The organism is Arsenicicoccus cauae, assembly GCF_043162025.1.
Taxonomy (GTDB): domain Bacteria; phylum Actinomycetota; class Actinomycetes; order Actinomycetales; family Dermatophilaceae; genus Arsenicicoccus; species Arsenicicoccus cauae.
The window spans coordinates 260,184-280,679 of the sequence record NZ_CP171001.1 but is presented as its reverse complement, the minus strand read 5'-3'; the positions used below and the strand labels follow the sequence as shown (position 1 = coordinate 280,679).

Genomic DNA, 20,496 nt, shown 5'->3' with positions numbered 1-20,496 from the left:
ACCCCTCCTCCCCGTGGCGTCGTCGGTCGCGGCGTGGTGCCGAGCCGATGGGTGTGGTGGTCCTCCATGCTCAACGAGCGACGGACCCGAAGGTTATGGGAACCGTCACAGCTCCTCGCCCTCCAGCGCTCGCTGCAGGGCCCGCACGGCCCGCAGCTGCAGCTGCTTGACGGCATTGTCCTTCTTGCCCATGACCTCGGCGGTCTCCGCGAGTGACATCCCCTGGATGAAGCGCAGCGTCACGCACTCCGCCTGCTCCGGGCGCAGCTGGGCGACGGCCTTGAGCAGGCGCTCGTCGCGCATGCGCTCCAGCACCTCGCCCTCGGGCGCCTCGACCTCGGTGTCGGCGTCGCGCATGTCCTCGGTGGTCACCTCGAGGCGGAAGCGCGAGGACTTGGTGTGGTCGTTGACCACGTTGCGGGCGATCGTGACGAACCACGCCGCGATGTCCTTGCCCTGCCAGGTGAAGCCCGAGAGGTTGCGCAGCGCCTTGATGAAGGTCTCGCTCGTCAGGTCCTGCGCGGTGTGGACGGACCCGACCCGCACGTAGATGTAGCGGTAGACCACCTCGACGTAGCGCTGGTAAAGCTGCCCGAAGGCGTCCTGGTCCCCGCCCTGCGCCAGGGCGACGAGGGCGCGCACCCGCTCCAGCTCGTCGGGGTCCGGCGTGCTCGACCGGCCGGGGGAGGACCCGGCACCGGGAGGGCCGGACAGCGCCATCCACAACAGGCTCAGGTCGACGGTGACGGACGTGCACATGGCGCCCCCCGCGAGCGGGTGGGCGCCGAGGAACGAGAGGCGCCGCGTGGTCACTCGGAGAGTGTCACGTGGCCGCGTCGTCGCGATGGTCTTGATAGGTCCTCCTGGGCGCGAGCGACTCCCATTGCAGCACAAGGCCACTGCCCTGGACGAGCCCGGCAGGCCGGAACGTGCCAAGGTTCACGCGCCGGCGACGTCGTGCGGCGGGCCCGCTCGCCGTACAGTCGGCAGGGTGCACACCGACCTGACCAGTGCCCGCGTCGTCCTGCTCGGGCGTCCCGGGTGCCACCTGTGCGACCTCGCCCGCGCCACGATCCAGGGGGTCGCCGGCGAGCTGGGGGCGAGCGTCGCGGAGTACTCCATCGACGACGACCCCGAGCTGCGGGAGCGCTACGCCGAGCAGATCCCCGTCGTCTTCGTCGACGGACGCCAGCACGACTACTGGAGGGTCGACCCGACGCGTCTGCGGCGGGCGCTCGGGTGACGGCCGCACCGTCCTTTTGGGTGCCCGCCAGGCCGGGGCATACCCTGGAGCGTGGTGCCTACCCGCCGGACGGGGCGGGCAGAAGGGAGCCCCAGGGGCTGTGAAGGTCGAGGTCGCCGAGCGTCGTGAGCTGTCCGACGCCACCGTGCTGCGGCTGCCCCTCTATCTCGAGGCGGTGGCCGCGCTCGCTGCCCGGGGGGTGGCCAGCGTGTCCTCCGAGGAGCTCGCCGCCTCTGCCCACGTCAGCTCGGCCATGCTGCGCAAGGACCTGTCCCAGATCGGCTCGCTCGGCGTGCGGGGCGTGGGCTACGACACGGCGGTCCTGACCGACCAGCTGGTGACCGTCCTCGGGCGTGACGAGGTGCGACCCGTCGTCATCGTGGGCATGGGCCGGCTCGGCCAGGCCCTGGCCTCGCACGGAGGGTTCGACGGGGACGGCTTCGAGGTGGTGGGCCTGTTCGACCACGACCCGCAGGTGGTGGGCAGCTCGGTGCTCGGCCTGCCCGTCCAGGACGTGGCGTCCCTGACCGAGGCGGTCTGCGAGCACGGCTCGCGGGTCATCGGCGTGGTGGCGACCCCGGCCTCGGCGGCCCAGCAGGTGGCGGAGCTGCTCGTGGCCGCGGACGTGCGCGCCATCCTCAACTTCGCCCCCACGACCCTGCAGGTCCCGCCGACCACCGACGTGCGGGCCGTCGACCTGTCGTCCGAGCTCCGCCTGCTCGCCTACCGTTCGCGGATCTCCCCCGCGTCGGCCCTCGGAGGTGCCCCCGCGTGACCCTGCTCGTCATCGGCCTGTCCCACCGCAGCGCCCCCATCGACCTGCTCGAGCGCACGACGCTCGGCGAGGACCGGGCCCGGACCCTGCGCTCCGTCCTCGCGACCAGCCAGCAGGTGCGCGAGGTGCTCGTCGTGACGACCTGCAACCGCACCGAGGTCTACGCCGACGTGGTCACCTTCCACGGTGGTGTGGGGGAGATCAGCCAGGCGCTGGCCGACGTGACCGAGGTCGACGCGCTGGTGCTGCGCGACCACCTCTACGTCCACCACGAGGACCGGGCCGTGTCGCACGCGTTCTCGGTGGCCTGCGGGCTGGACTCCATGGCGATCGGCGAGAGCCAGATCCTCGGGCAGCTGCGCTCGTCCCTGCGCACCGCCCAGTCGTGCGACGAGGTCGGCCCGGAGCTCAACGCGTTGTTCCAGCGCGCCCTGCGGGTCGGCAAGCGCGCCCACACCGAGACCGAGCTCGACGACGTGTCGCTGTCCCTCGTGAGCGCCGGCCTGGAGGAGGCCGAGCGGCATGTGGGGCCGCTCACCGAGCGCTCCGTCCTCGTCATCGGCGCCGGGGCCATGAGCGCCCTGTCCGTCGCCACGCTCACCCGGTCCGGGGCCGCCGAGGTGATCATCGCCAACCGCACCCAGGCCAAGGCCGAGCACCTGGCCCGCGCGTATGCCGCGCGCACCGTCGCGTGGGAGGAGCGTGTCGCGGCGCTCGCCTCCGCGGACGTCGTCGTCACCTGCACCGGTGCGTCCGGCCGCATCGTCGGGCGGGACCTCGCCGAGCAGGTCGCCGCCGCGCGCCACCACCGCCCCCAGGTGTACGTCGACCTGGCCCTGCCCCTCGACGTCGACCCGTCGGTGGGCGAGGTCGAGGGGGTGCAGGTGGTGGGGCTGTCGCGGCTCGGCGAGCTCATGGCCCGGGACGGGATGGTCCCCGCGCAGGTCCAGCAGGTGCGTGACCTGGTGGTGGAGGAGGTCGCGGCGTACCTGGCGGCGCGTCGCGTCCAGGCGGTGGCACCGACGCTGACCGCCCTGCGCTCCCGTGCCCGGGCGGTCGTCGACGCCGAGCTGGAGCGCCTCGACACCCGCACGCCCGAGATGGACGAGGCGACGCGCAAGCAGGTCGCGCTGACCGTGCACCGCGTGGTCGAAAAGCTCCTGCACACGCCGACGGTCAGGGTGAAGGAGATGGCCGACAAGGACGTCACCGGCAGCTACGCCGAGGCGTTGCACCGGCTCTTCGACCTGGACCCGCACACCGTGGCCGCCGTGTCGGCCGCCAACGTCGAGCCCCCCGTGGAGATCGGTCACCAGGATGCCTGAGCAGCACGTCGTCCGCCTCGGCACCCGCCGCAGCGCCCTCGCCACCACGCAGTCCGGCTGGGTGGCCGAGCGCCTGCGCGAGCTGGGGCTGCAGGTCGAGCTCGTCGAGATCACGACCCAGGGCGACGTGAGCGCCGCGCCGCTGACCACGATCGGCGGCACGGGCGTGTTCGCCTCCGCGATCCGCGAGGCGTTGCTGGACGGCCGGGTCGACTGCGCGGTCCACTCGCTCAAGGATTTGCCCTCCGCCCCCGAGCCGGGCCTGGTCATCGCGGCCGTGCCGCGCCGGGAGGACCCGCGCGACGCCCTGTGCGCCCGAGACGGTCTGACGCTCGGCGAGCTGCCGGCCGGTGCGGTCGTGGGCACGGGGTCGCCTCGTCGCGCCGCGCAGATCGCCGCCCTCGGGCTCGGCGTCGAGCTGGTGCCGATCCGCGGCAACGTCGACACCCGGTTGCAGCACGTGCGCGACGGGCGCTGCGACGCCGTGGTCCTCGCCATGGCGGGCCTGTCCCGGCTCGGGCTGCGCGACGTGGTGACCGAGGCACTCGACCCCGTCCAGGTGCTCCCGGCGGCGGGGCAGGGGGCGCTGGCGCTCGAGTGCCGCGAGGACCACCCGCTGCGGGAGGTCTTCGCCCGGGTCGAGGACCCCGAGACGCGGGCCTGCGTCGAGGCCGAGCGGGGCCTGCTCGCCCGGCTGGAGGCGGGGTGCACGGCGCCGGTCGGTGCCCTCGCCGAGGTGGTCGAGTCCGAGGACGGGCTGGAGCTGTCCCTGCGCGCGTTCGTCGGCAGCGCCGACGGGTCCGACGGTCTGCGACGGTCGCTGACCGGCTCGTGGACCGATCCCCGTGACCTGGGTCACCGGCTGGCCGACCTGCTGCTCGAGGACGGCGCCGCCGAGCTCGCCGGGGTGGGCAGCGGACTTGGCAGCCCGGGCGGGGTGGGCCAGACTGCCCACCAGAGCACCGACCACCCGGCGTAGGAGCACCCGACGATGCGCAAGGCCCCCAGCACCGGCAGGACCAGCGGAAGGCACAGCACCGTGCCCGCGCCGCGGGCAGCGGCGGGACGAGGTGCACGCGTCGCCTTCGTGGGGGCGGGACCCGGAGATCCGGGCCTGCTGACCCTGCGCGCGGCCGAGCTGCTGGCCCAGGCCCGTATCGTCCTGATGGACCGGCCCGACGGCGCCGAGGTGGTGCGCCGCCACTGCCGCGAGGACGTGGACGTGGTGCCCCTCGTGCCGGCCGGTCCCGTCGCCCCGGTGGGTCAGGCGGCCCAGCCGCCGGACGCGCTGCCGTCCCCCGACGCCAAGGGCTCGTTGCCGTTGCAGCGACTGCTCGACGCCGTCCACCGTCTGGGCGGCACGGGCCTCGTGGTGCGGCTCATGAGCGGCGACCCGGGGGTCTTCACCGGGCTGGAGGCCGAGTGCCGCGCCCTGGCCGAGGCCGACGTCCCCTACGAGGTCGTGCCGGGCGTCTCCAGCCTCCTGGCCGTCCCGCTGTATGCCGGGATACCCCTCACGTCCCCGGACTCGCCGCGGCTGCACGTGTGCGACGCCGCCCTGCAGCTCGACCTCGAGGCGTCCGCGGCGGACGACGTCACCGTCGTCATGGCTGCGACCCCCGGGCGGCTGGTCGAGCAGCTGAGCAACCTCCTGGACGCCGGGCGGGACCCCGAGACGCCCGTCGCGCTCACCGACCACGGCACGACGGCGCACCAGCACACGAGCGCGACCACGCTGGGCGACGCGGCCCACATCCTGGACCACGCCGACGAGGACCAGGAGCTGCTGGCCGTCGTCGGGCGCACCGTGGAGCTGCGCGCCGCGATCAGCTGGTTCGAGACGCGCCCGCTGATCGGGTGGAACGTCCTCGTCCCCCGCACCAAGGAGCAGGCGACCGGCGTCGTCGACCGGCTCGCCGGCTACGGCGCGACGGCCACCGTGGTCCCTACCATCGGCATCGAGCCGCCCCGCACGCCGCAGCAGATGGACAAGGCGATCACCGGCATCGTGACCGGGCGCTACGAGTGGATCGGCTTCACCTCGGTCAACGCGGTGCGCGCCGTGCGCGAGAAGTTCACGGAGTACGGCCTGGACACCCGATCCTTCGCGGGGCTGCGCATCGCGGCCGTCGGCGGCTCCACGGCGGCGGCGCTGCGCGACTGGGGCCTCGTGCCGGACCTCGTGCCCAGCGGCGAGCAGTCGGCCGCGGGGCTGCTCGAGGAGTGGCCCCCCTACGACGCGCTCCTCGACCCGATCAGCCGCGTCTTCCTGCCGCGGGCCGACATCGCCACCGACACCCTGGTCGCCGGGCTGCAGGAGATGGGTTGGGAGGTCGAGGACGTCACGGCCTACCGCACCGTGCGGGCCTCCCCGCCGCCGGCCGAGGTCCGCGAGGCCATCAAGACCGGCCAGTTCGACGCCGTGCTGTTCACCTCGAGCTCGACCGTCCGCAACCTCGTGGGCATCGCCGGCAAGCCCCACCGGGCCACCGTCGTGGCCTGCATCGGCCCCGCGACCGCCCGCACCGCCGAGGAGCACGGCCTGCGGGTCGACGTCCTCGCGCCCGAGGCCAGCGCCGACGCCCTCGTCGACGCCCTGGCGGAGCACGGCCACGCCCTGGCCCGGGCGTCCTACGACGCCGGCGACCCCGTCGTGCTGCCCAGCCGGCGCCGCCGTCGCCGCCGCACCTAGCCCGCCACCCGGGCGCTCGGCATACCGCTGGACCCGCCTCTCGACCCGTCTCTCGACCCGTCTCTCGACCCGCCTGTCCCGGAGGACCCTTGAGCTACCCGCTCCACCGCCCCCGCCGCCTGCGCCAGAGCCCCGCCCTCCGTCGGCTCGTGGCCCAGACCCGCCTGCACCCGGCGCAGCTGATCCTGCCGGTCTTCGTCAAGGAGGAGGCGAGCGAGCCCATCCCGATCGGCAGCATGCCCGGCGTGGTGCAGCACTCGCTCGACTCCCTCGAGCAGGCCGCCCGAGAGGCCGTCGCGGCCGGGGTCGGCGGGATCATGGTCTTCGGCGTTCCCACCAGCAAGGACGCCGTGGGCAGCGGCGCGACCGACCCGGACGGCATCCTCAACATCGCCCTGCGGCGCCTGGCCGACACGGTGGGGGACGAGCTGGTGGTCATGGGTGACCTGTGCCTCGACGAGTTCACCGACCACGGTCACTGCGGGGTCCTGGACGCCCGCGGCGGCGTGGACAACGACGCCACCCTGGAGCGCTACGCCGAGATGGCCCTGGCCCAGGCCGAGGCCGGCGCCACCGTCCTCGGGCTCTCGGGGATGATGGACGGCCAGGTGGGTCACGTCCGCCGCGCGCTGGACCAGGCCGGACACCTCGACACGATCGTCCTCGCCTACGCCGCCAAGTACGCCTCCGGGTTCTACGGCCCCTTCCGCGAGGCCGTGTCCAGCTCCCTGCAGGGGGACCGCGCCACCTACCAGCAGGACCCGGCCAACTTCACGGAGTCGCTGCGCGAGCTGCGCCTCGACCTGGACGAGGGCGCCGACATGGTCATGGTCAAGCCTGCCCTGCCCTACCTCGACGTCCTGGCCGCGGTCGCGGCCGAGGCCACGGTGCCGGTCTCGGCCTACCAGGTGTCGGGGGAGTACGCCCAGATCGAGGCCGCCGCGGCGCACGGGTGGATCGACCGCGACCGGGTCGCGCTCGAGGCCCTCACGAGCATCCACCGGGCCGGGGCCGAGCAGATCCTGACCTACTACGCGGCCTCGGCAGCACGCTGGTTGTCCTAGTCGTTACCCTGGGTGCTTCGCGGTGTCCCGAATGCCGGCACCCAGGGGAGCGAGGGTCTCGTGACGGACGACGTGCGGTGGTTGAGCCCGACGGAGCAGGTGTCGTGGCGTGCCTACCTGCGTGGGCAGCGCCTGCTGGAGGTCGCCCTCGACCGTGACCTGCAGGCCCACGGCGTCTCCCTCCCGGAGTACGAGATCCTCTCCATGCTCTCCGAGCAGCCCGGCCGCCGGGAGCGGATGTCCGAGCTGGCCGCCCTCGTGGTCCAGTCCCGGTCGCGGCTCACCCACACCGCCAACCGCCTGGAGCGCCGCGGCTGGGTGCAGCGGCACCCCGTCCCCGGCGACGGGCGCGGCGTCGAGCTCGTCCTCACCGAGGCCGGTCTCGAGGCCGTCGTCGAGATGGCCCCCGTGCACGTGGAGAGCGTGCGCCGGCACTGGCTGGACGCCCTGTCGCCCGAGCTCGTCCAGGCCCTGGGCGATGCCATGACCCGGGTCCGGGACGACAACGGCACCTCGCAGCAGCAGCGGGCCGAGGTCGCCCGGGTCTGCGCCGACTGACACCGACCGATGCCCGACCGACGCCGACCGACCAGCACGGGTTCGCCCTGCGGCGGGCCGGGCTGAGAGACTGAGCCCCATGACCAGCCAGCCCCCGTCATACCCGTATGCCGCCCCCGCCTCCGAGGCGTGGTTCGAACGGGCGAGCGCCGTGATCCCCGGCGGGGTCAACTCCCCGGTGCGGGCCTTCCGCTCCGTCGGGGGGACGCCGCGGTTCATGGCCAGCGCGACCGGTCCCTACCTGACCGACGTCGACGGCCGGGAGTATGTCGACCTGGTGTGCTCGTGGGGACCGATGATCCTCGGCCACCAGCACCCCACCGTCCTGGAGGCCGTGCACGAGGCCTCGCGGCGGGGCTTCAGCTATGGCACGCCCAGCGAGAACGAGGTGCTGCTCGCCGAGGCGATCGTCAACCGCGTCGAGCCGGTCGAGCAGGTGCGGCTCGTGTCGAGCGGCACCGAGGCGACGATGAGCGCGCTGCGGCTGGCACGCGGCTTCACGGGCCGCTCGGTCGTCGTGAAGTTCGCGGGGTGCTACCACGGGCACGTCGACGCGCTCCTGGCCCACGCGGGCAGCGGCGTCGCGACCTTCGCCCTGCCGGACTCCGCCGGCGTCCCGGCCAGCTCGGCGGGCGAGACGATCGTGCTGCCCTACAACGACGTCCGGGCCCTGGAGGAGACCTTCGCCCGTCGCGGAGACGAGGTCGCCGCCGTCATCACCGAGGCCGCCCCCGGCAACATGGGCATGGTCCCGCCCGCGCCCGGCTTCACCGCCGCGCTGCGCCGGACCACCCGCGAGCACGGCGCGCTGCTGATCAGCGACGAGGTCATGACCGGCTTCCGCGCCTCCGCGGCCGGGTGGTACGGCCTGGAGGGCCCGACCGTCCACGGCTCGCCCGACCTGTTCACCTTCGGCAAGGTCATGGGCGGGGGATTCCCGGCGGCGGCCTTCGGCGGTCGCCGGGACGTGATGGCGCACCTCGCGCCCAGCGGCCCCGTCTACCAGGCCGGCACGCTCTCGGGCAACCCGGTGGCGACCGCTGCGGGTCTGGCCACGCTGCGGGGGTGCACGCCCGCGGTCTACGAGCGCCTCGAGCAGGCCGCCCACGCCATCGCCGACGGCGTGACGGCCGAGCTGTCGGCGGTCGGCGTCGCGCACACGATCCAGTGGGCCGGGTCGATGTTCTCCGTCTTCTTCCGCGAGGGTCCCGTCCTGTCCTACGCCGACGCGCAGGGCCAGGACACGGCCGCCTTCGGACGCTTCTTCCACAGCATGCTCAGCCAGGGGGTCCACCTGCCGCCGAGCGCCTACGAGTGCTGGTTCGTCAGCGCCGCCCACGACGACGCCGCCGTCGACCGGGTCCTCGCGGCGCTGCCGGCCGCTGCCAGGGCGGCCTCAGCCGACGATGCCAGGATCGGAGCGTGACGACCAGCATGACCGCGACCCCCCGCACGATTGTCCACCTCATGCGCCACGGCGAGGTCCACAACCCCGCCAAGATCCTCTACGGACGCCTGCCCGACTACCACCTGTCCGACCTCGGCCGGCAGATGGCCGACCGGGTGGCCGAGTCGCTGGAGGGCCACGACGTCGCCCTCGTCGTCGCCTCCCCGCTCGAGCGGGCGCAGGAGACGGCCCGGCCCGTCGCCGAGCACTTCCGCACGCCGATCCTCACGGACAGCCGGCTGATCGAGGCCGGCAACCACTTCGAGGGCCGGCGCTTCGGCCACGGTGCCGGCTCCCTGCGCCGACCCGCCAACTGGTGGCTCGTCCGCAACCCCCTCACCCCGTCCTGGGGCGAGCCCTACCGCGCCATCGCCCGCCGCATGGAGGCCGCCGTCGACGCCGCCCGGCAGCACGCGCCCGGTCGCGAGGTCGTGCTCGTCTCCCACCAGCTGCCCGTGTGGACGCTGCGCCGCCACCTCGAGGGCCGTCCGCTGTGGCACGACCCGCGCCGCCGCCAGTGCAGCCTGGCCAGCCTGACGAGCCTGCACTACGACGGCGACCGGCTCACCTCGATCGTCTACAGCGAGCCGGCGGGCGCGCTGCTGCAGGTCGCCGAGCCCACGGTGGGGGCATGACGCAGGTCCGACGCATGCTCTGCGCCGCGCTCGCGGCGGCCGCGGTCGGCATACCGCTCGCCGGCTGCTCCGACGACGCAGGCTCCATCAACGCCCAGGCCCGCTCCGGCGACCAGAAGGGCTATCTGTCCGGCGACGGCACCATCGAGCGACTGACGGCGGCCCAGCGCAAGGAGCCGGTGACGCTGCGGGGCACGACGCTCGACGGGAAGCCCTGGTCCGCGGAGCAGCAGCGCGGCCACGTGGTCGTGCTCAACCTGTGGGCCTCCTGGTGCCCGCCGTGCGTCGAGGAGCAGCCGCGGCTGAACGCCCTGTACGCCGCCGTCCGCAAGGCGCACCCGGACGCGGTCTTCATGGGGGTGCACGCGGGCCGGGAGTCCTCCGACAACGCGCGCGACTTCGCGCGCGGGCGCCAGGTGCCCTACCCCACGCTGGCCTTCGACGGGCAGACCGTCCTGGCGCTGCAGGGCAAGGCGCCGTCGCCGCCGACCACGCTCGTGCTCGACAAGCAGGGGCGCATCGCGGCGCGGGTGCTGGGGGCCATCACCTCCGAGCGCACCGTCCAGGACCTCGTCGACGACGTCGCCAAGGAAGCCGGGTGATCGCCGGCCTGACCGACGTGATCGCCGAGGGCACCCTCCCGCTCGCGGCGTGCGTCGCCGTGCTCGCCGGCGCCGTGTCCTTCCTGTCGCCCTGCGTGCTCCCGCTCGTGCCGGGCTTCCTCGGCTATGTCACCGGGCTCGGCGACACCCGCCTCGAGGACCGGCGCACCGGGCGGATGCTCGCCGGGACGCTGCTGTTCGTGCTCGGCTTCACGGCGGTCTTCGTGCCCCTCGTGGTCCTGGTCGTCACCTCCGTGTCCACGCTGCTGCGCGAGCACCGGGACGTGCTCGAGCGGGTCGGTGGCGTCGTGGTGGTCCTGCTCGCCCTCGTCTTCGCCGGGATGGGGACCCAGCGCCAGGTCAAGGTCGGCTGGCGACCGGCGGCCGGTATGGCGGGAGCCCCGCTCCTCGGTGCGGCCTTCGCGCTCGGCTGGACCCCGTGCATCGGGCCCACCCTCGGAGCCGTCATGGCGCTGGGCAGCCCCCTCGACGACTCCGCCACGGGGCCCCTCGCGCGCGGCGCCGTGCTCGGGGTCGCCTACTGTCTCGGCCTCGGCCTGCCCTTCCTGATGCTGGCGGGCGGCTACGGCCGTCTGTCCGGCACCTGGACCGCGCTGCGCCGCCACCAGCGGGCGCTGCAGCTCGGCGGCGCGGGGCTGCTCCTCGTCCTCGGTCTGCTCATGGTCCTCGGGCTGTGGCAGCCGCTCATGTCCGGCGTGCAGACCCGGCTCACCGAGCTCGTCGGGACCCCGGTGCTGTGATGCCGAGCAGCCCCTCCCGCTCCCGCGACGCCGGCGCCCGAAGCGGCGCAGGCGTCGGCGCAGGCGCCGGCACCGGTGACGGCTCGGGCCACGGAGCCCACGTCATCCAGCCCCGGCTCGGCCCGCTCGGCTGGCTGCGCTGGGCCTGGCGCCAGCTCACCAGCATGCGCACCGCCCTGCTGCTGCTGCTCCTGCTCGCTCTCGCCGCCGTGCCGGGCTCGGTCTTTCCCCAGCGCGACATCGACCCGGTCAAGACCCGCGGCTACCTCGAGCGGCACAAGACCCTCGGGCCCTGGATGGACCGCGTCGGGCTGTTCGACGTGTACGCCTCGCCGTGGTTCGCCGCGATCTACCTGCTGCTGTTCATCTCCCTCGTCGGCTGCGTCGTGCCCCGCCTGCGGATCCTGTGGCGCGAGCTGCGGGCCGCCCCACCAAGGGCGCCGAGCCGACTGGCCCGGATGCCGGAGCACCGGGTCGTGGAGCTCGGCGACGTGGAGCCGGCGCGAGCCCTGGAGGCGGCCCGCGAGGTGCTGCGGTCCCGGCGCTACCGGGTCCGCGCCGCTGAGGCGGCGGCCCCGGGTGCGGCGGGGCGGGCGGCATACGGCTCGGTCTCGGGAGAGCGCGGCTATCTGCGCGAGGTGGGCAACCTGGTGTTCCACGTCGCGCTGCTCGTGGTCATCGTCGGCGTGGCCCTCGGCCACCTGCTCGGCTGGCGCGTCGACGCGATCGTGCCCGAGGGGGAGACCTTCGCCAACACGACCAGCCAGCACGACACCTTCACCAAGGGTCCGTGGGTGGACGAGGAGTCGCTGCCGCCGTTCACGGTCCGCGTCGACCAGGTGCGGGTGGCCTTCGAGACCACGCTCAAGGGCAAGCAGTTCGGGCAGCCGCGGTCGTTCGAGGCCGACGTGACCACCCGCGACGCCCCCGGCGCCCCCGAGCGCCGGCAGCGGCTCGAGGTCAACGAGCCGCTCGGCTTCGGCCAGTCCTCGGTCTACCTGCTCGGCAACGGCTACGCCCCGGTGATCACCGTCAAGGACGCGCAGGGGCGCCAGGTCTACAAGCAGGCCACCGTCTTTCGTCCGCAGGACAACAACTACACGTCCACCGGCGCGGTCAAGGTCGCGGCCCTGCCCGCCGGCAAGCAGCTCGGCTTCCTCGGGCTGTTCGCGCCGACCATCTCCGACGAGGCCCTGCGCGCCATGCCGCAGTCGGACTTCCCCGCGCCCGTGGCGCCCGGCCTGCTGCTGGAGCTGTGGGAGGGCGACCTGTTCCCCGGCGGGCGCCCGCAGTCGGTCTACACCCTCGACACCTCGGCGATGAAGCAGCCGACGACCGAGAGTGGCCTGCCCGTCCGCATCGCGCTGCGCCCCGGCGAGACCCGTGCCCTGCCCGGTGGGCGTGGGTCGGTCACCTTTGAGGGCGTGCAGCGGTTCGCGGGGCTGTCGGTGCGCTACGACCCGGGCAAGCCCGTCGCGCTGCTCGGCGCGGTGCTGGTGCTCGTGGGGCTGGTGCTCTCGCTCGTCGTGCGACGTCGTCGCGCCTTCGTGCGGGTCGGGGAGCGGGATGGACGTACCCTGCTGGAGGTGGCCGGTCTCGCCAAGAACGACGACCCCCGCCTGGGCGAGGCCGTCGACGACCTCACCGAGCAGCTGTGCGAGCGGCTCGGGCTGACCCCGCCCGCCCGGCCCACGAAGGAGAACGCACGATGACCAACGAAGCCCTCGCGGGCTACTCCAACCTCGCGGTCTACTCCGCGCTCGTCGTGCTGGGCCTTGCGTTCCTGGCCTTCGCCGTCGACCTGGCGGGCACCCGCGGCCGCGCGCTCGCCGGCCGGTCCAGCGCCTCCGGCGAGGCCCCTGCGACGGCCGCCTCCGGCGAGGCCCGTATGACGGCCGCCTCCGGCGGCACGGGCACCCTGGTCCGCCACGACGCCCCCACCGCGGCGGGGGTCGACGAGGCGCCCGTGCCCCGTCCGGCCGCCGGGATCGGGCTGGCCCTGACGCGGCTCGCGTCCCTGCTCCTCGTGGCGGCCGTCGTCATGCGGGCGCTGTCCGTCATGCGCGCCCCCTGGGGCAACCTCTACGAGTACCTCCTGACGGCGGCGGCGGCCGTCAGCGTCGTCTACGTCGTGATGTCCCTGCGCCGGGACGTGCGGTGGCTCGGGGTCTTCGTCACCGCCCTGCTGATGCTGATCCTCGGGCCGGCGCTCAGCGTCTACACCGAGGCGGGGCAGCTGATGCCCTCGCTGCGGTCCTACTGGCTGGTCGTGCACGTCTCGATCGCGATCATCGCCACGGCGATCTTCGCGATCGGCGCGGCGCTCTCCGCGCTCTACCTCGTGCAGGAGTCGAGCGAGCGCCGCCAGGCGGCCGAGTCGCGGCTCGCGGGGTGGCGCCAGACGCTGCTCGCGGCGCTGCCGTCCTCGCGGGCGCTGGACCGTATGGCCTATGGCCTGCACGTCGTGGCGTTCCCGCTGTGGACCTTCACGGTGATCGCCGGCGCCGTGTGGGCCGAGAAGGCCTGGGGTCGCTACTGGGGCTGGGACCCCAAGGAGGTCTGGTCCTTCATCATCTGGGTGGTCTACGCGGCCTACCTGCACGCCCGCGCCACGACGGGGATGCGGGTCCGCACCGCCACCTGGATCGCGATCGCCGGGTTCCTCTGCATCGTCATGAACTCCTTCGTGGTCAACAAGTTCATGTCCGGCATGCACTCCTACTCGGGGATGTGATCTGGCGATGAGCTCGCCCGGCCTGCGCTACTCCCTGCTGCGCATCATGCTCTTCCTCGGCTGCCTGATCGTCCTGTGGCTCGTGGGGCTGCGGGGCCTGACCCTGGTCGTCCTCGCGGGCCTGCTGTCCATGGTGGCCTCGCTGTTCGTCCTGCGCGGGCCCCGCGAGGAGTTCAGCGCGCGCATCGCCTCCCGGGTGGACGAGCGAGCCGCCCGCGCCGAGGCGGCGGGCTCCCACCGGATCACCGACGAGGAGGTCGAGGACGCCGAGATCGGCCGGCACACCGAGGCCGGGTCGGACGGCCGCCCGCCGCAGACCGATCGCCGGGACGACCGGCACGACCGGGGCGACCGGCGGGACGGGCGCTGACATGTCCGCCGACACCCCGCGGCGCCCGTCCTTCCTCCCCTTCCGGCTCGAGGACACCTACGCCCGCGCGGTGCCGGCCCTGTCGCTCGCCTGGTCGGCCGCCCCCGTGCCCGCGCCACGCCTGCTCGCCCTCGACGAGGGGCTCGCCGGCGAGCTGGGCCTCGACCCGGCCTGGCTGCGCTCGCCGGACGGGGTGGCGCTGCTCGCCGGGCAGGTCCCGGACGGCGTGACCACCGTCGCCCAGGCCTACGCCGGCCATCAGTTCGGCGGCTACTCGCCACGGCTCGGCGACGGGCGGGCCCTGCTGCTGGGCGAGCTCGTCGACGCCTCCGGCACGCGCCGCGACCTGCACCTCAAGGGCTCGGGCCGCACGCCCTTCGCCCGGGGCGGTGACGGCAAGGCCGCGGTCGGACCCATGCTGCGCGAGCACCTCGTCAGCGTCGCCATGCACGCGCTCGGCATCCCCACGACGCGCGCTCTCGCGGTGGTGGCGACGGGGGAGACGGTGCTGCGGGAGACGCCGCTGCCGGGCGCGATCCTCGCCCGCGTCGCCGCCAGCCACCTGAGGGTCGGCACCTTCCAGTACGCCGCCGCCAGCGGCGACCCGGCTCTGCTGCGGTCCCTGGCGGACTACGCCATCGCCCGGCACCACCCGGCGGCGGCCGAGGCGGACGAGCCCTACCTCGAGCTGTTCCGCCGGGTGGCCCTCGCCCAGGCCGAGCTCGTCGCGCAGTGGTCCCTCGTCGGGTTCGTCCACGGCGTCATGAACACCGACAACATGACCATCTCCGGCGAGACCATCGACTACGGTCCGTGCGCCTTCCTCGACGCCTACGACCCGGCGACGGTCTACAGCTCGATCGACACGGGCGGGCGCTATGCCTTCGGCAACCAGCCGGCGGCGGCGCAGTGGAACCTCGCGCGCCTCGGCGAGACCCTGATCCCGCTGATCGGTGACGGCGCCGACGGGGCGGTGGAGTCCGCGACGGCGGTGCTGCACGAGTTCGCCGAGCGCTACGACCAGGCGTTCGTCGAGGGCATGGCGGACAAGCTCGGCCTTGACGAGTCGGCCCTGGGCGACGGCGTCGACGAGACCGTGCGGGAGCTCGTCCGCGACCTCCTGGCGCTGCTGCAGACGAACGGCGTCGACTGGACCTCCTTCTTCCGGGCCCTGTCGGCGCGCACGGCAGACGGGCACTTCCTCGACGCCACCGACTTCCACGCGTGGGTCGCGCGACGCGACGCGCTGCTGCCGCAGGACCGGGCGGCCGTCGCGGCGCGCATGGACGCGGTCAACCCGGTCTACGTGCCGCGCAACCATCGGGTCGAGGAGGCCCTGGCCCGCGCGACCGCCGGTGACCTGGGGCCGTTCGAGCGGCTGCTCGGCGCCGTGTCGAGCCCGTATGCCGACCGGCCCGGCCTCGAGGACCTGCGCGGTCCGGCGCCGGCGGGGGCGCCACGCCACATCACCTACTGCGGCACCTGACCTACCCCCGGTAGGGGCATCGACCGGCCTTCGTTCGCCAGGTCGATGATCCCGCCCCCGGTAGGGGCATCAGCCGGGCTTCGTTCGCCAGGTCGATGATCCCGCCCCCGGTAAGGGCATCAGCCGGGCTTCGTTCGCCAGGTCGATGATCCCGCCCCCGGTAGGGGCATCAGCCGGGCTTCGTTCGCCAGGTCGATGATCCCGCCCCCGGTAGGTCTGTCAGCGGATCCAGAGGCCGGCGGCCAGCAGCACGCCGTACGTCAGGGTCACGAGGCCCGTCGCCGACAGCACCCGGACCAGCGCCGCGCCTGTCGCCCCCCGCAGCACGTCGCGACAGGGCATGGCCGCAGGCAGCAGCCCGACGAGCCCGAGCAGTGCCCACCCGTGACCGGCCCAGGCGGCGAGGCCCGCGCACACCGCCGGCGCGACCATGAGCACGACATACAGGATGCGCGTGCCGCGGTCCCCCAGCCGCACCGCCAGGGTGCGCTTGCCCGCCAGCTCGTCGCCGCCGAGGTCGCGCAGGTTGTTGGCGACCAGGACGGCGGTGATGATCGAGCCGATGCCGACCGCCCCGGCCCAGGTGCCGGCGTCGACCCGCTCGGCCTGGGTGTAGGTCGTGCACACCACCGCCACCAGGCCGAAGAACACGAACACGAAGACCTCGCCCAGTCCCGCGTAGCCATAGGGGCGCGAGCCCCCGGTGTAGAACCAGGCCGCGAGGACCGCCGCGATCCCGATCACGAGCAGCCAGGTGTCGCCGGACAGCCCCATGAGGGCCAGCCCGGCGAGGCACGCGAGGCCGAAGCACGTGAAGGCGGCGTACTTGACCAGCAGCGGCGTGGCCAGCCCGCCCCCGACGAGCCGCACGGGCCCGACCCGGTCGGCGTCGGTGCCGCGGATGCCGTCGCTGTAGTCGTTGGCGTAGTTGACGCCGACCTGCAGGAAGAGCGCGACGAGCAGCGCGAGCAGGGCCAGCGCCGCGTCCCAGTGCCCGAGCCCGGCTGCCGATCCGGTGCCGACGGCGACGGGAGCGAGGGCGGCGGGCAGGGTCCGCGGGCGAGCGCCCTGGATCCACTGGGAGATGGTGGCCATGGGCACATTGTCTCGTGATCGAGAGATCGCGCTGTGCACGGCACGCGCGCGATCGACATCACGATCGCCGGCAAGGAGGGCAACACGGTGTATGTCGTGCCGCCCAACCAGTCCGCGCTCATCCAGCTCCCGACCCCGCAGGCGACGTCCAAGCCGTGACCCGCTGACCTCACCCCGCCGGTGAACGCGCGCGTCCGTGACCCTCGAGCAGGTGGCGTGCGGCTGCGCGATCCGGCTTGCCCGGGCCCCGCAGCGGTATGCCGTCCGCGCCGGTCGCCACGCGGGGCAGGGCATGAGGCGCGAGGTGGGGGCGCAGCGTCTCCCGCAGACGCTCCACGTCGGGCACGGCGTCGCCGACCAGCAGCGCCCCGACGACCTGCCCCCACTCGGTGTCGGGGACCCCGACGACGACGCACTCACGAAGGGCCGGCAGGTGCGTCAGGATCGCGTCCTCCACGACGCGCGGCGCGACCTTGAGGCCACCGGTGACGATCACGTCGTCGGCACGCCCGAGGACGGTGAGCGTGCCATCGTCGGCGAGCTCGCCGAGGTCGTCCGTGCGGAACCACCGCGTGCGGTCCGCGACCGTGAAGTGCTGGCCGGTGAGCACCGGCTCGCCGAGATAGCCATCGGCAACCATCTCGCCGCCCAGCACGATGCGTCCCTGGTCGAGCCGCACGCGGGCGCAGGACAGCGGCCGTCCGTCATACACGCAGCCGCCCGCGGTCTCGCTCATGCCGTAGGTCCGGACCACGCGCAACCCGGCGGCCACCGCCTGCGTGTGCACGGTGGTGGGCAGCGCGGCTCCGCCGACAAGGATCCCGTCGTACCTCGCCGCGGCCTCGACGCCCAGAGGTGAGGCGAGCAGCCGGCCCAGCTGGGTCGGCACGAGCGAGGTGTAGTGCCGGACGCCACCGGTGAGACGTTCGGTCGCCGCGGCGAACCCCTCCGGGGTGAAAGGGCCGTCGTCGAGCGCGACCGGGGAGTGGCCGGCCAGCAGCGAGCGGGCGAGGACCTGCAGGCCGGCGATGTGCGTCGGCGGCAGGGCGAGCAGCCACTGCCCGTGGCCGCCGAGGTGCTCGGCCGTGGCCTCGCCGGATGCACGCACGGCTGCGGCCGTCAGGACGGCCAGCTTGGGCGCCCCGGTGGAGCCCGAGGTGCCGACGACGATCGCGGTGCCCTCCGGCGTCGTATCGCCAAGACCCGGCGGGGCTCCCCCCGGGCACACCGCCGCCCCGCGCCCCGAGAGCGCGGCCTCGAGCGGCCCCAGGTCGCGCACCACCTCCGTCATGGAGGCCGAGGCGGGCCAGCGGATCATCGTCATACGGCTGACCATAACGGGGGCCACCGACGAACCCCGTGTGCAGGTTCTCGCCACACCTATGAGGTCGAGCGCCCCCGCCATTGGTCACCAATCACGTTTTCAGGGGACGGATGAACGATCAATCCGGTCATTGGTGACCAATGGACGTCGCGGAGGGCGGCATCCGGGCGCGGACGGCATACGAGCCGGGTGTGCGGGCCCCAGCGAGCACCGGGCAGGATGGCAGGCATGACCGACGCGATCACCACCCGTCCCCTGGCCGTCGTCACCGGAGCCTCCAGCGGCATCGGCGAGGCCACCGCCCGCCGCCTGGCCCAGGAGGGCTTCGAGGTGATCTGCGCCGCGCGGCGCACCGAGCGGATCGAGCAGCTCGCCCGCGAGATCGACGGCCGCGCCGTGACCTGCGACGTCAGCAGCGAGGAGGACGTGGCGCGCCTCGCGCAAGAGGTCGGCGACCGGCTCGACGTCCTCGTCAACAACGCCGGCGGCGCGCTCGGCACCGAGCGGATCGCCGACGCCGTGGTCGACAAGTGGCGCGCGATGTACGACTCCAACGTCATCGGCGCCCTGCAGGTCACCAAGGCGCTGCTGCCCGCCCTCACCCAGGTCAAGGGCGGCATGGTCGTCATCGTCTCCTCGATCGCCGGCCTCGGCGTCTACGAGGGCGGGGCCGGCTACTGCGCCGCCAAGCACGCCGAGACCGTCATCGCCGAGACGCTGCGGCTCGAGGCCGTCGAGGACGGCATCCGGGTCTGCGAGATCGACCCGGGCCTGGTGCACACCGAGGAGTTCTCGCTGGTCCGCCTCGGCGGCGACCAGGCGGCGGCCGACAAGGTCTACGAGGGGGTCGCCGAGCCGCTCGTGGCCGCCGACGTCGCGGATGCGATCGCGTATGTCGCGACCCGGCCCTCTCACGTCAACATCGACCGTCTCGTCATCAAGCCCCAGGCCCAGGCCGCGCCGCACAAGCTCGTCCGTCGCGGCTGACCCCGGCCTCGGCGGCCTCTCCCACGGCCTCAGCGGCCTCTCCCACGGCCTCGGCACCAGCTGACCCCCCGCATCAGCGGCGCCCTCCGCGCCGATGGGCGGGCCTCGCCAGGCGTCGGGCGGTCCGGCATACTCCCGCGCATGACCCGTGACACCGCAGCCCCAGACGCCGCCAACCCACCGCGGTGGAAGATCATCGGGCCGGGCCTGATCGTGGCCGCCACCGGCGTGGGCGCGGCCGACCTGGTCGCCACCTTGATCGCCGGCAGCAAGTTCGGCTACGGCCTGCTGTGGTGCGTGGTCGTCGGCTGCATCATGAAGATCGTCCTGGTCGAGGGGGCGGGCCGCTACAGCCTCGCGACCGGGCGCACGATGTTCGAGGGCTGGCGCTCGCTGGGACGCTGGACCAGCTGGTACTACGCGCCCTACATCGTCATCTGGGGCTTCGTCTACGGCTCCGCGGCGATGGCGGGCACCGGCCTGCCGCTCAACGCCCTCTTCCCGGCGCTCAGCGTCACCTGGTGGGGGATCATCTCCGGGCTCGTCGGCCTGGCGCTCGTGTGGTTCCACCACTTCGAGATCTTCGAGAAGGTCATGGCGGCCTTCGTCGGGATCATGTTCGTCGCGATGGTGGGCGCGGCGATCATCACGCTGCCCAACCTGCTCGACATCCTCGCCGGCCTCAAGCCGTGGATCCCGGACGGCGGCCTGGTCAACGTCCTCTCCCTGGCGGGCGGCGTCGGCGGCACCATCACCCTCGCGGCCTACGGCTACTGGCTGCGCGAGAAGGGGTGGGACACCCCGCGATTCATGAAGGTCATGCGCATCGACAACACGGTGGCGTATGTCGTGACCGGCATCTTCGTCCTCGCCACGCTGATCGTCGGCGCCGAGCTCATGCACTCCATGAAGATCGCCAGCGACGACAAGGGGCTGCTCTCGGTGGCCGACGTGCTCGACCAGCGCTACGGCCCCTTCGCGGGCAAGGTCTTCCTCGTCGGCTTCTTCGGCGCGGCCATGTCCTCGTTGGTGGGCGTGTGGAACGGCGTGTCGCTGATGTTCGCGGACTTCATCGGCAACCTCAAGGGGCTGCCGTCGGGCCACCCCGACACGCGCACCGGCGGCAAGTACTACCGGTGGTACATCCTGTGGTTGACCTTCCCGCCGATGCTGATGATGTTCCTCGGCAAGCCGGTCTACCTGATCCTGGCGTACGGCGTGCTCGGGTCCTTCTTCATGCCCTTCCTCGCGATCACGCTGCTGTGGATCCTCAACACCGACCGCGTGCCCCGCGAGTGGCGCAACAAGGCGTGGTCCAACGTGCTGATGGTGCTGTGCGCGGTGGCCTTCGTCGCGCTCGCGGCCAACGAGATCGTCAAGGCGATCCAGAAGCTCTAG

The 20,496-nt window shown here is 73.5% G+C and carries 21 protein-coding genes; 18 read left to right on the top strand and 3 right to left on the bottom strand.

Going from position 1 to position 20,496, the window contains the following annotated elements; all coding sequences use genetic code 11:
• Positions 1-105: 105 nt before the first annotated feature.
• The gene (locus ACF3NS_RS01330; RefSeq protein ID WP_311966732.1) at positions 106-813 is read right to left on the bottom strand and encodes a sigma-70 family RNA polymerase sigma factor; all 708 of its coding nucleotides are present in this window, start codon (positions 811-813) and stop codon (positions 106-108) included.
• Positions 814-991: 178 nt separating this feature from the next.
• Here ACF3NS_RS01330 and ACF3NS_RS01325 point away from each other — a divergent pair, with 178 nt between their 5' ends.
• The 15 genes from ACF3NS_RS01325 (at position 992) to ACF3NS_RS01255 (ending at position 15,692) form a co-directional block, all read left to right on the top strand.
• Positions 992-1,243, top strand: a complete 252-nt coding sequence (locus tag ACF3NS_RS01325; RefSeq protein ID WP_288797574.1) for a glutaredoxin family protein — start codon at positions 992-994, stop codon at positions 1,241-1,243.
• Between the two features lie 100 nt (positions 1,244-1,343).
• Positions 1,344-2,018 (top strand): redox-sensing transcriptional repressor Rex, encoded by a 675-nt coding sequence (locus tag ACF3NS_RS01320; RefSeq protein WP_288797573.1) that lies wholly within the window; start codon positions 1,344-1,346, stop codon positions 2,016-2,018.
• A complete protein-coding gene (locus tag ACF3NS_RS01315) occupies positions 2,015-3,343 on the top strand; it encodes a glutamyl-tRNA reductase (RefSeq protein ID WP_392467376.1) in 1,329 nt (442 codons plus the stop codon). Before ACF3NS_RS01320 ends, ACF3NS_RS01315 begins: the two co-directional genes overlap by 4 nt.
• Positions 3,336-4,322, top strand: a complete 987-nt coding sequence (gene hemC, locus ACF3NS_RS01310) for a hydroxymethylbilane synthase (RefSeq protein ID WP_392467375.1) — start codon at positions 3,336-3,338, stop codon at positions 4,320-4,322. Before ACF3NS_RS01315 ends, hemC begins: the two co-directional genes overlap by 8 nt.
• 12 nt (positions 4,323-4,334) lie before the next feature.
• Positions 4,335-6,035 carry a uroporphyrinogen-III synthase gene (locus ACF3NS_RS01305; RefSeq protein ID WP_392467374.1) on the top strand — a complete coding sequence of 567 codons (1,701 nt, stop codon included), beginning with the start codon at positions 4,335-4,337 and terminating at the stop codon, positions 6,033-6,035.
• A gap of 89 nt (positions 6,036-6,124) precedes the next feature.
• Positions 6,125-7,099: a porphobilinogen synthase gene (hemB, locus tag ACF3NS_RS01300; RefSeq protein WP_392467372.1), complete on the top strand. Its 975-nt coding sequence runs from the start codon at positions 6,125-6,127 to the stop codon at positions 7,097-7,099.
• A gap of 60 nt (positions 7,100-7,159) precedes the next feature.
• Positions 7,160-7,657, top strand: a complete 498-nt coding sequence (locus ACF3NS_RS01295; protein WP_288799315.1) for a MarR family winged helix-turn-helix transcriptional regulator — start codon at positions 7,160-7,162, stop codon at positions 7,655-7,657.
• A 79-nt stretch (positions 7,658-7,736) separates the two neighbouring features.
• A complete protein-coding gene (gene hemL / locus ACF3NS_RS01290) occupies positions 7,737-9,083 on the top strand; it encodes a glutamate-1-semialdehyde 2,1-aminomutase (protein WP_392467371.1) in 1,347 nt (448 codons plus the stop codon).
• A gap of 8 nt (positions 9,084-9,091) precedes the next feature.
• Positions 9,092-9,739 carry a histidine phosphatase family protein gene (locus ACF3NS_RS01285; RefSeq protein ID WP_154594510.1) on the top strand — a complete coding sequence of 216 codons (648 nt, stop codon included), beginning with the start codon at positions 9,092-9,094 and terminating at the stop codon, positions 9,737-9,739.
• Positions 9,736-10,341 (top strand): TlpA disulfide reductase family protein, encoded by a 606-nt coding sequence (locus tag ACF3NS_RS01280; protein ID WP_154594488.1) that lies wholly within the window; start codon positions 9,736-9,738, stop codon positions 10,339-10,341. The genes ACF3NS_RS01285 and ACF3NS_RS01280 overlap by 4 nt, the downstream gene beginning before the upstream one ends.
• Positions 10,338-11,102 carry a cytochrome c biogenesis CcdA family protein gene (locus tag ACF3NS_RS01275; RefSeq protein ID WP_392467369.1) on the top strand — a complete coding sequence of 255 codons (765 nt, stop codon included), beginning with the start codon at positions 10,338-10,340 and terminating at the stop codon, positions 11,100-11,102. The genes ACF3NS_RS01280 and ACF3NS_RS01275 overlap by 4 nt, the downstream gene beginning before the upstream one ends.
• Positions 11,102-12,814 (top strand): cytochrome c biogenesis protein ResB, encoded by a 1,713-nt coding sequence (locus tag ACF3NS_RS01270; protein WP_154594489.1) that lies wholly within the window; start codon positions 11,102-11,104, stop codon positions 12,812-12,814. The genes ACF3NS_RS01275 and ACF3NS_RS01270 overlap by 1 nt, the downstream gene beginning before the upstream one ends.
• Entirely contained in the window at positions 12,811-13,836 is a 1,026-nt protein-coding gene (gene ccsB / locus ACF3NS_RS01265; protein WP_154594490.1) for a c-type cytochrome biogenesis protein CcsB, read from the top strand. The genes ACF3NS_RS01270 and ccsB overlap by 4 nt, the downstream gene beginning before the upstream one ends.
• 7 nt (positions 13,837-13,843) lie before the next feature.
• Positions 13,844-14,206 carry a DUF4229 domain-containing protein gene (locus ACF3NS_RS01260; protein ID WP_154594491.1) on the top strand — a complete coding sequence of 121 codons (363 nt, stop codon included), beginning with the start codon at positions 13,844-13,846 and terminating at the stop codon, positions 14,204-14,206.
• 1 nt (position 14,207) lies between these two features.
• Positions 14,208-15,692, top strand: a complete 1,485-nt coding sequence (locus ACF3NS_RS01255) for a YdiU family protein (protein WP_392467367.1) — start codon at positions 14,208-14,210, stop codon at positions 15,690-15,692.
• Between the two features lie 219 nt (positions 15,693-15,911).
• On the opposite strand, the gene ACF3NS_RS01250 is transcribed toward ACF3NS_RS01255, so the two are convergent.
• Positions 15,912-16,787, bottom strand: coding sequence for a 1,4-dihydroxy-2-naphthoate polyprenyltransferase (locus ACF3NS_RS01250; protein ID WP_392467365.1), 876 nt, complete (start codon positions 16,785-16,787; stop codon positions 15,912-15,914).
• Between the two features lie 33 nt (positions 16,788-16,820).
• Here ACF3NS_RS01250 and ACF3NS_RS01245 point away from each other — a divergent pair, with 33 nt between their 5' ends.
• A complete protein-coding gene (locus ACF3NS_RS01245; RefSeq protein ID WP_392467363.1) occupies positions 16,821-16,946 on the top strand; it encodes a hypothetical protein in 126 nt (41 codons plus the stop codon).
• A gap of 10 nt (positions 16,947-16,956) precedes the next feature.
• Here ACF3NS_RS01245 and menE read toward each other — a convergent pair whose 3' ends face one another.
• A complete protein-coding gene (gene menE, locus ACF3NS_RS01240) occupies positions 16,957-18,111 on the bottom strand; it encodes an o-succinylbenzoate--CoA ligase (protein ID WP_392467362.1) in 1,155 nt (384 codons plus the stop codon).
• 228 nt (positions 18,112-18,339) lie between these two features.
• Here menE and ACF3NS_RS01235 point away from each other — a divergent pair, with 228 nt between their 5' ends.
• Complete coding sequence (locus ACF3NS_RS01235; RefSeq protein ID WP_392467360.1) at positions 18,340-19,098, top strand: SDR family NAD(P)-dependent oxidoreductase; 759 nt, start codon at positions 18,340-18,342, stop codon at positions 19,096-19,098.
• Between the two features lie 141 nt (positions 19,099-19,239).
• Positions 19,240-20,496 (top strand): Nramp family divalent metal transporter, encoded by a 1,257-nt coding sequence (locus tag ACF3NS_RS01230; protein WP_392467358.1) that lies wholly within the window; start codon positions 19,240-19,242, stop codon positions 20,494-20,496.

Excerpts from the sequence above, each read along its gene's own strand:
- hemL (WP_392467371.1), top strand. The coding sequence starts at position 7,737 with ATGACCAGCCAGCCCCCGTCATACCCGTATGCCGCCCCCGCCTCCGAG.
- ACF3NS_RS01235 (WP_392467360.1), top strand. The coding sequence starts at position 18,340 with ATGACCGACGCGATCACCACCCGTCCCCTGGCCGTCGTCACCGGAGCC.
- ACF3NS_RS01250 (WP_392467365.1), bottom strand. The coding sequence starts at position 16,787 with ATGGCCACCATCTCCCAGTGGATCCAGGGCGCTCGCCCGCGGACCCTG.
- ACF3NS_RS01305 (WP_392467374.1), top strand. The coding sequence starts at position 4,335 with ATGCGCAAGGCCCCCAGCACCGGCAGGACCAGCGGAAGGCACAGCACC.
- menE (WP_392467362.1), bottom strand. The coding sequence starts at position 18,111 with ATGACGATGATCCGCTGGCCCGCCTCGGCCTCCATGACGGAGGTGGTG.
- ACF3NS_RS01255 (WP_392467367.1), top strand. The coding sequence starts at position 14,208 with ATGTCCGCCGACACCCCGCGGCGCCCGTCCTTCCTCCCCTTCCGGCTC.
- ACF3NS_RS01260 (WP_154594491.1), top strand. The coding sequence starts at position 13,844 with ATGAGCTCGCCCGGCCTGCGCTACTCCCTGCTGCGCATCATGCTCTTC.
- ACF3NS_RS01285 (WP_154594510.1), top strand. The coding sequence starts at position 9,092 with ATGACCGCGACCCCCCGCACGATTGTCCACCTCATGCGCCACGGCGAG.
- ccsB (WP_154594490.1), top strand. The coding sequence starts at position 12,811 with ATGACCAACGAAGCCCTCGCGGGCTACTCCAACCTCGCGGTCTACTCC.
- ACF3NS_RS01270 (WP_154594489.1), top strand. The coding sequence starts at position 11,102 with ATGCCGAGCAGCCCCTCCCGCTCCCGCGACGCCGGCGCCCGAAGCGGC.
- hemC (WP_392467375.1), top strand. The coding sequence starts at position 3,336 with ATGCCTGAGCAGCACGTCGTCCGCCTCGGCACCCGCCGCAGCGCCCTC.
- ACF3NS_RS01230 (WP_392467358.1), top strand. The coding sequence starts at position 19,240 with ATGACCCGTGACACCGCAGCCCCAGACGCCGCCAACCCACCGCGGTGG.
- ACF3NS_RS01280 (WP_154594488.1), top strand. The coding sequence starts at position 9,736 with ATGACGCAGGTCCGACGCATGCTCTGCGCCGCGCTCGCGGCGGCCGCG.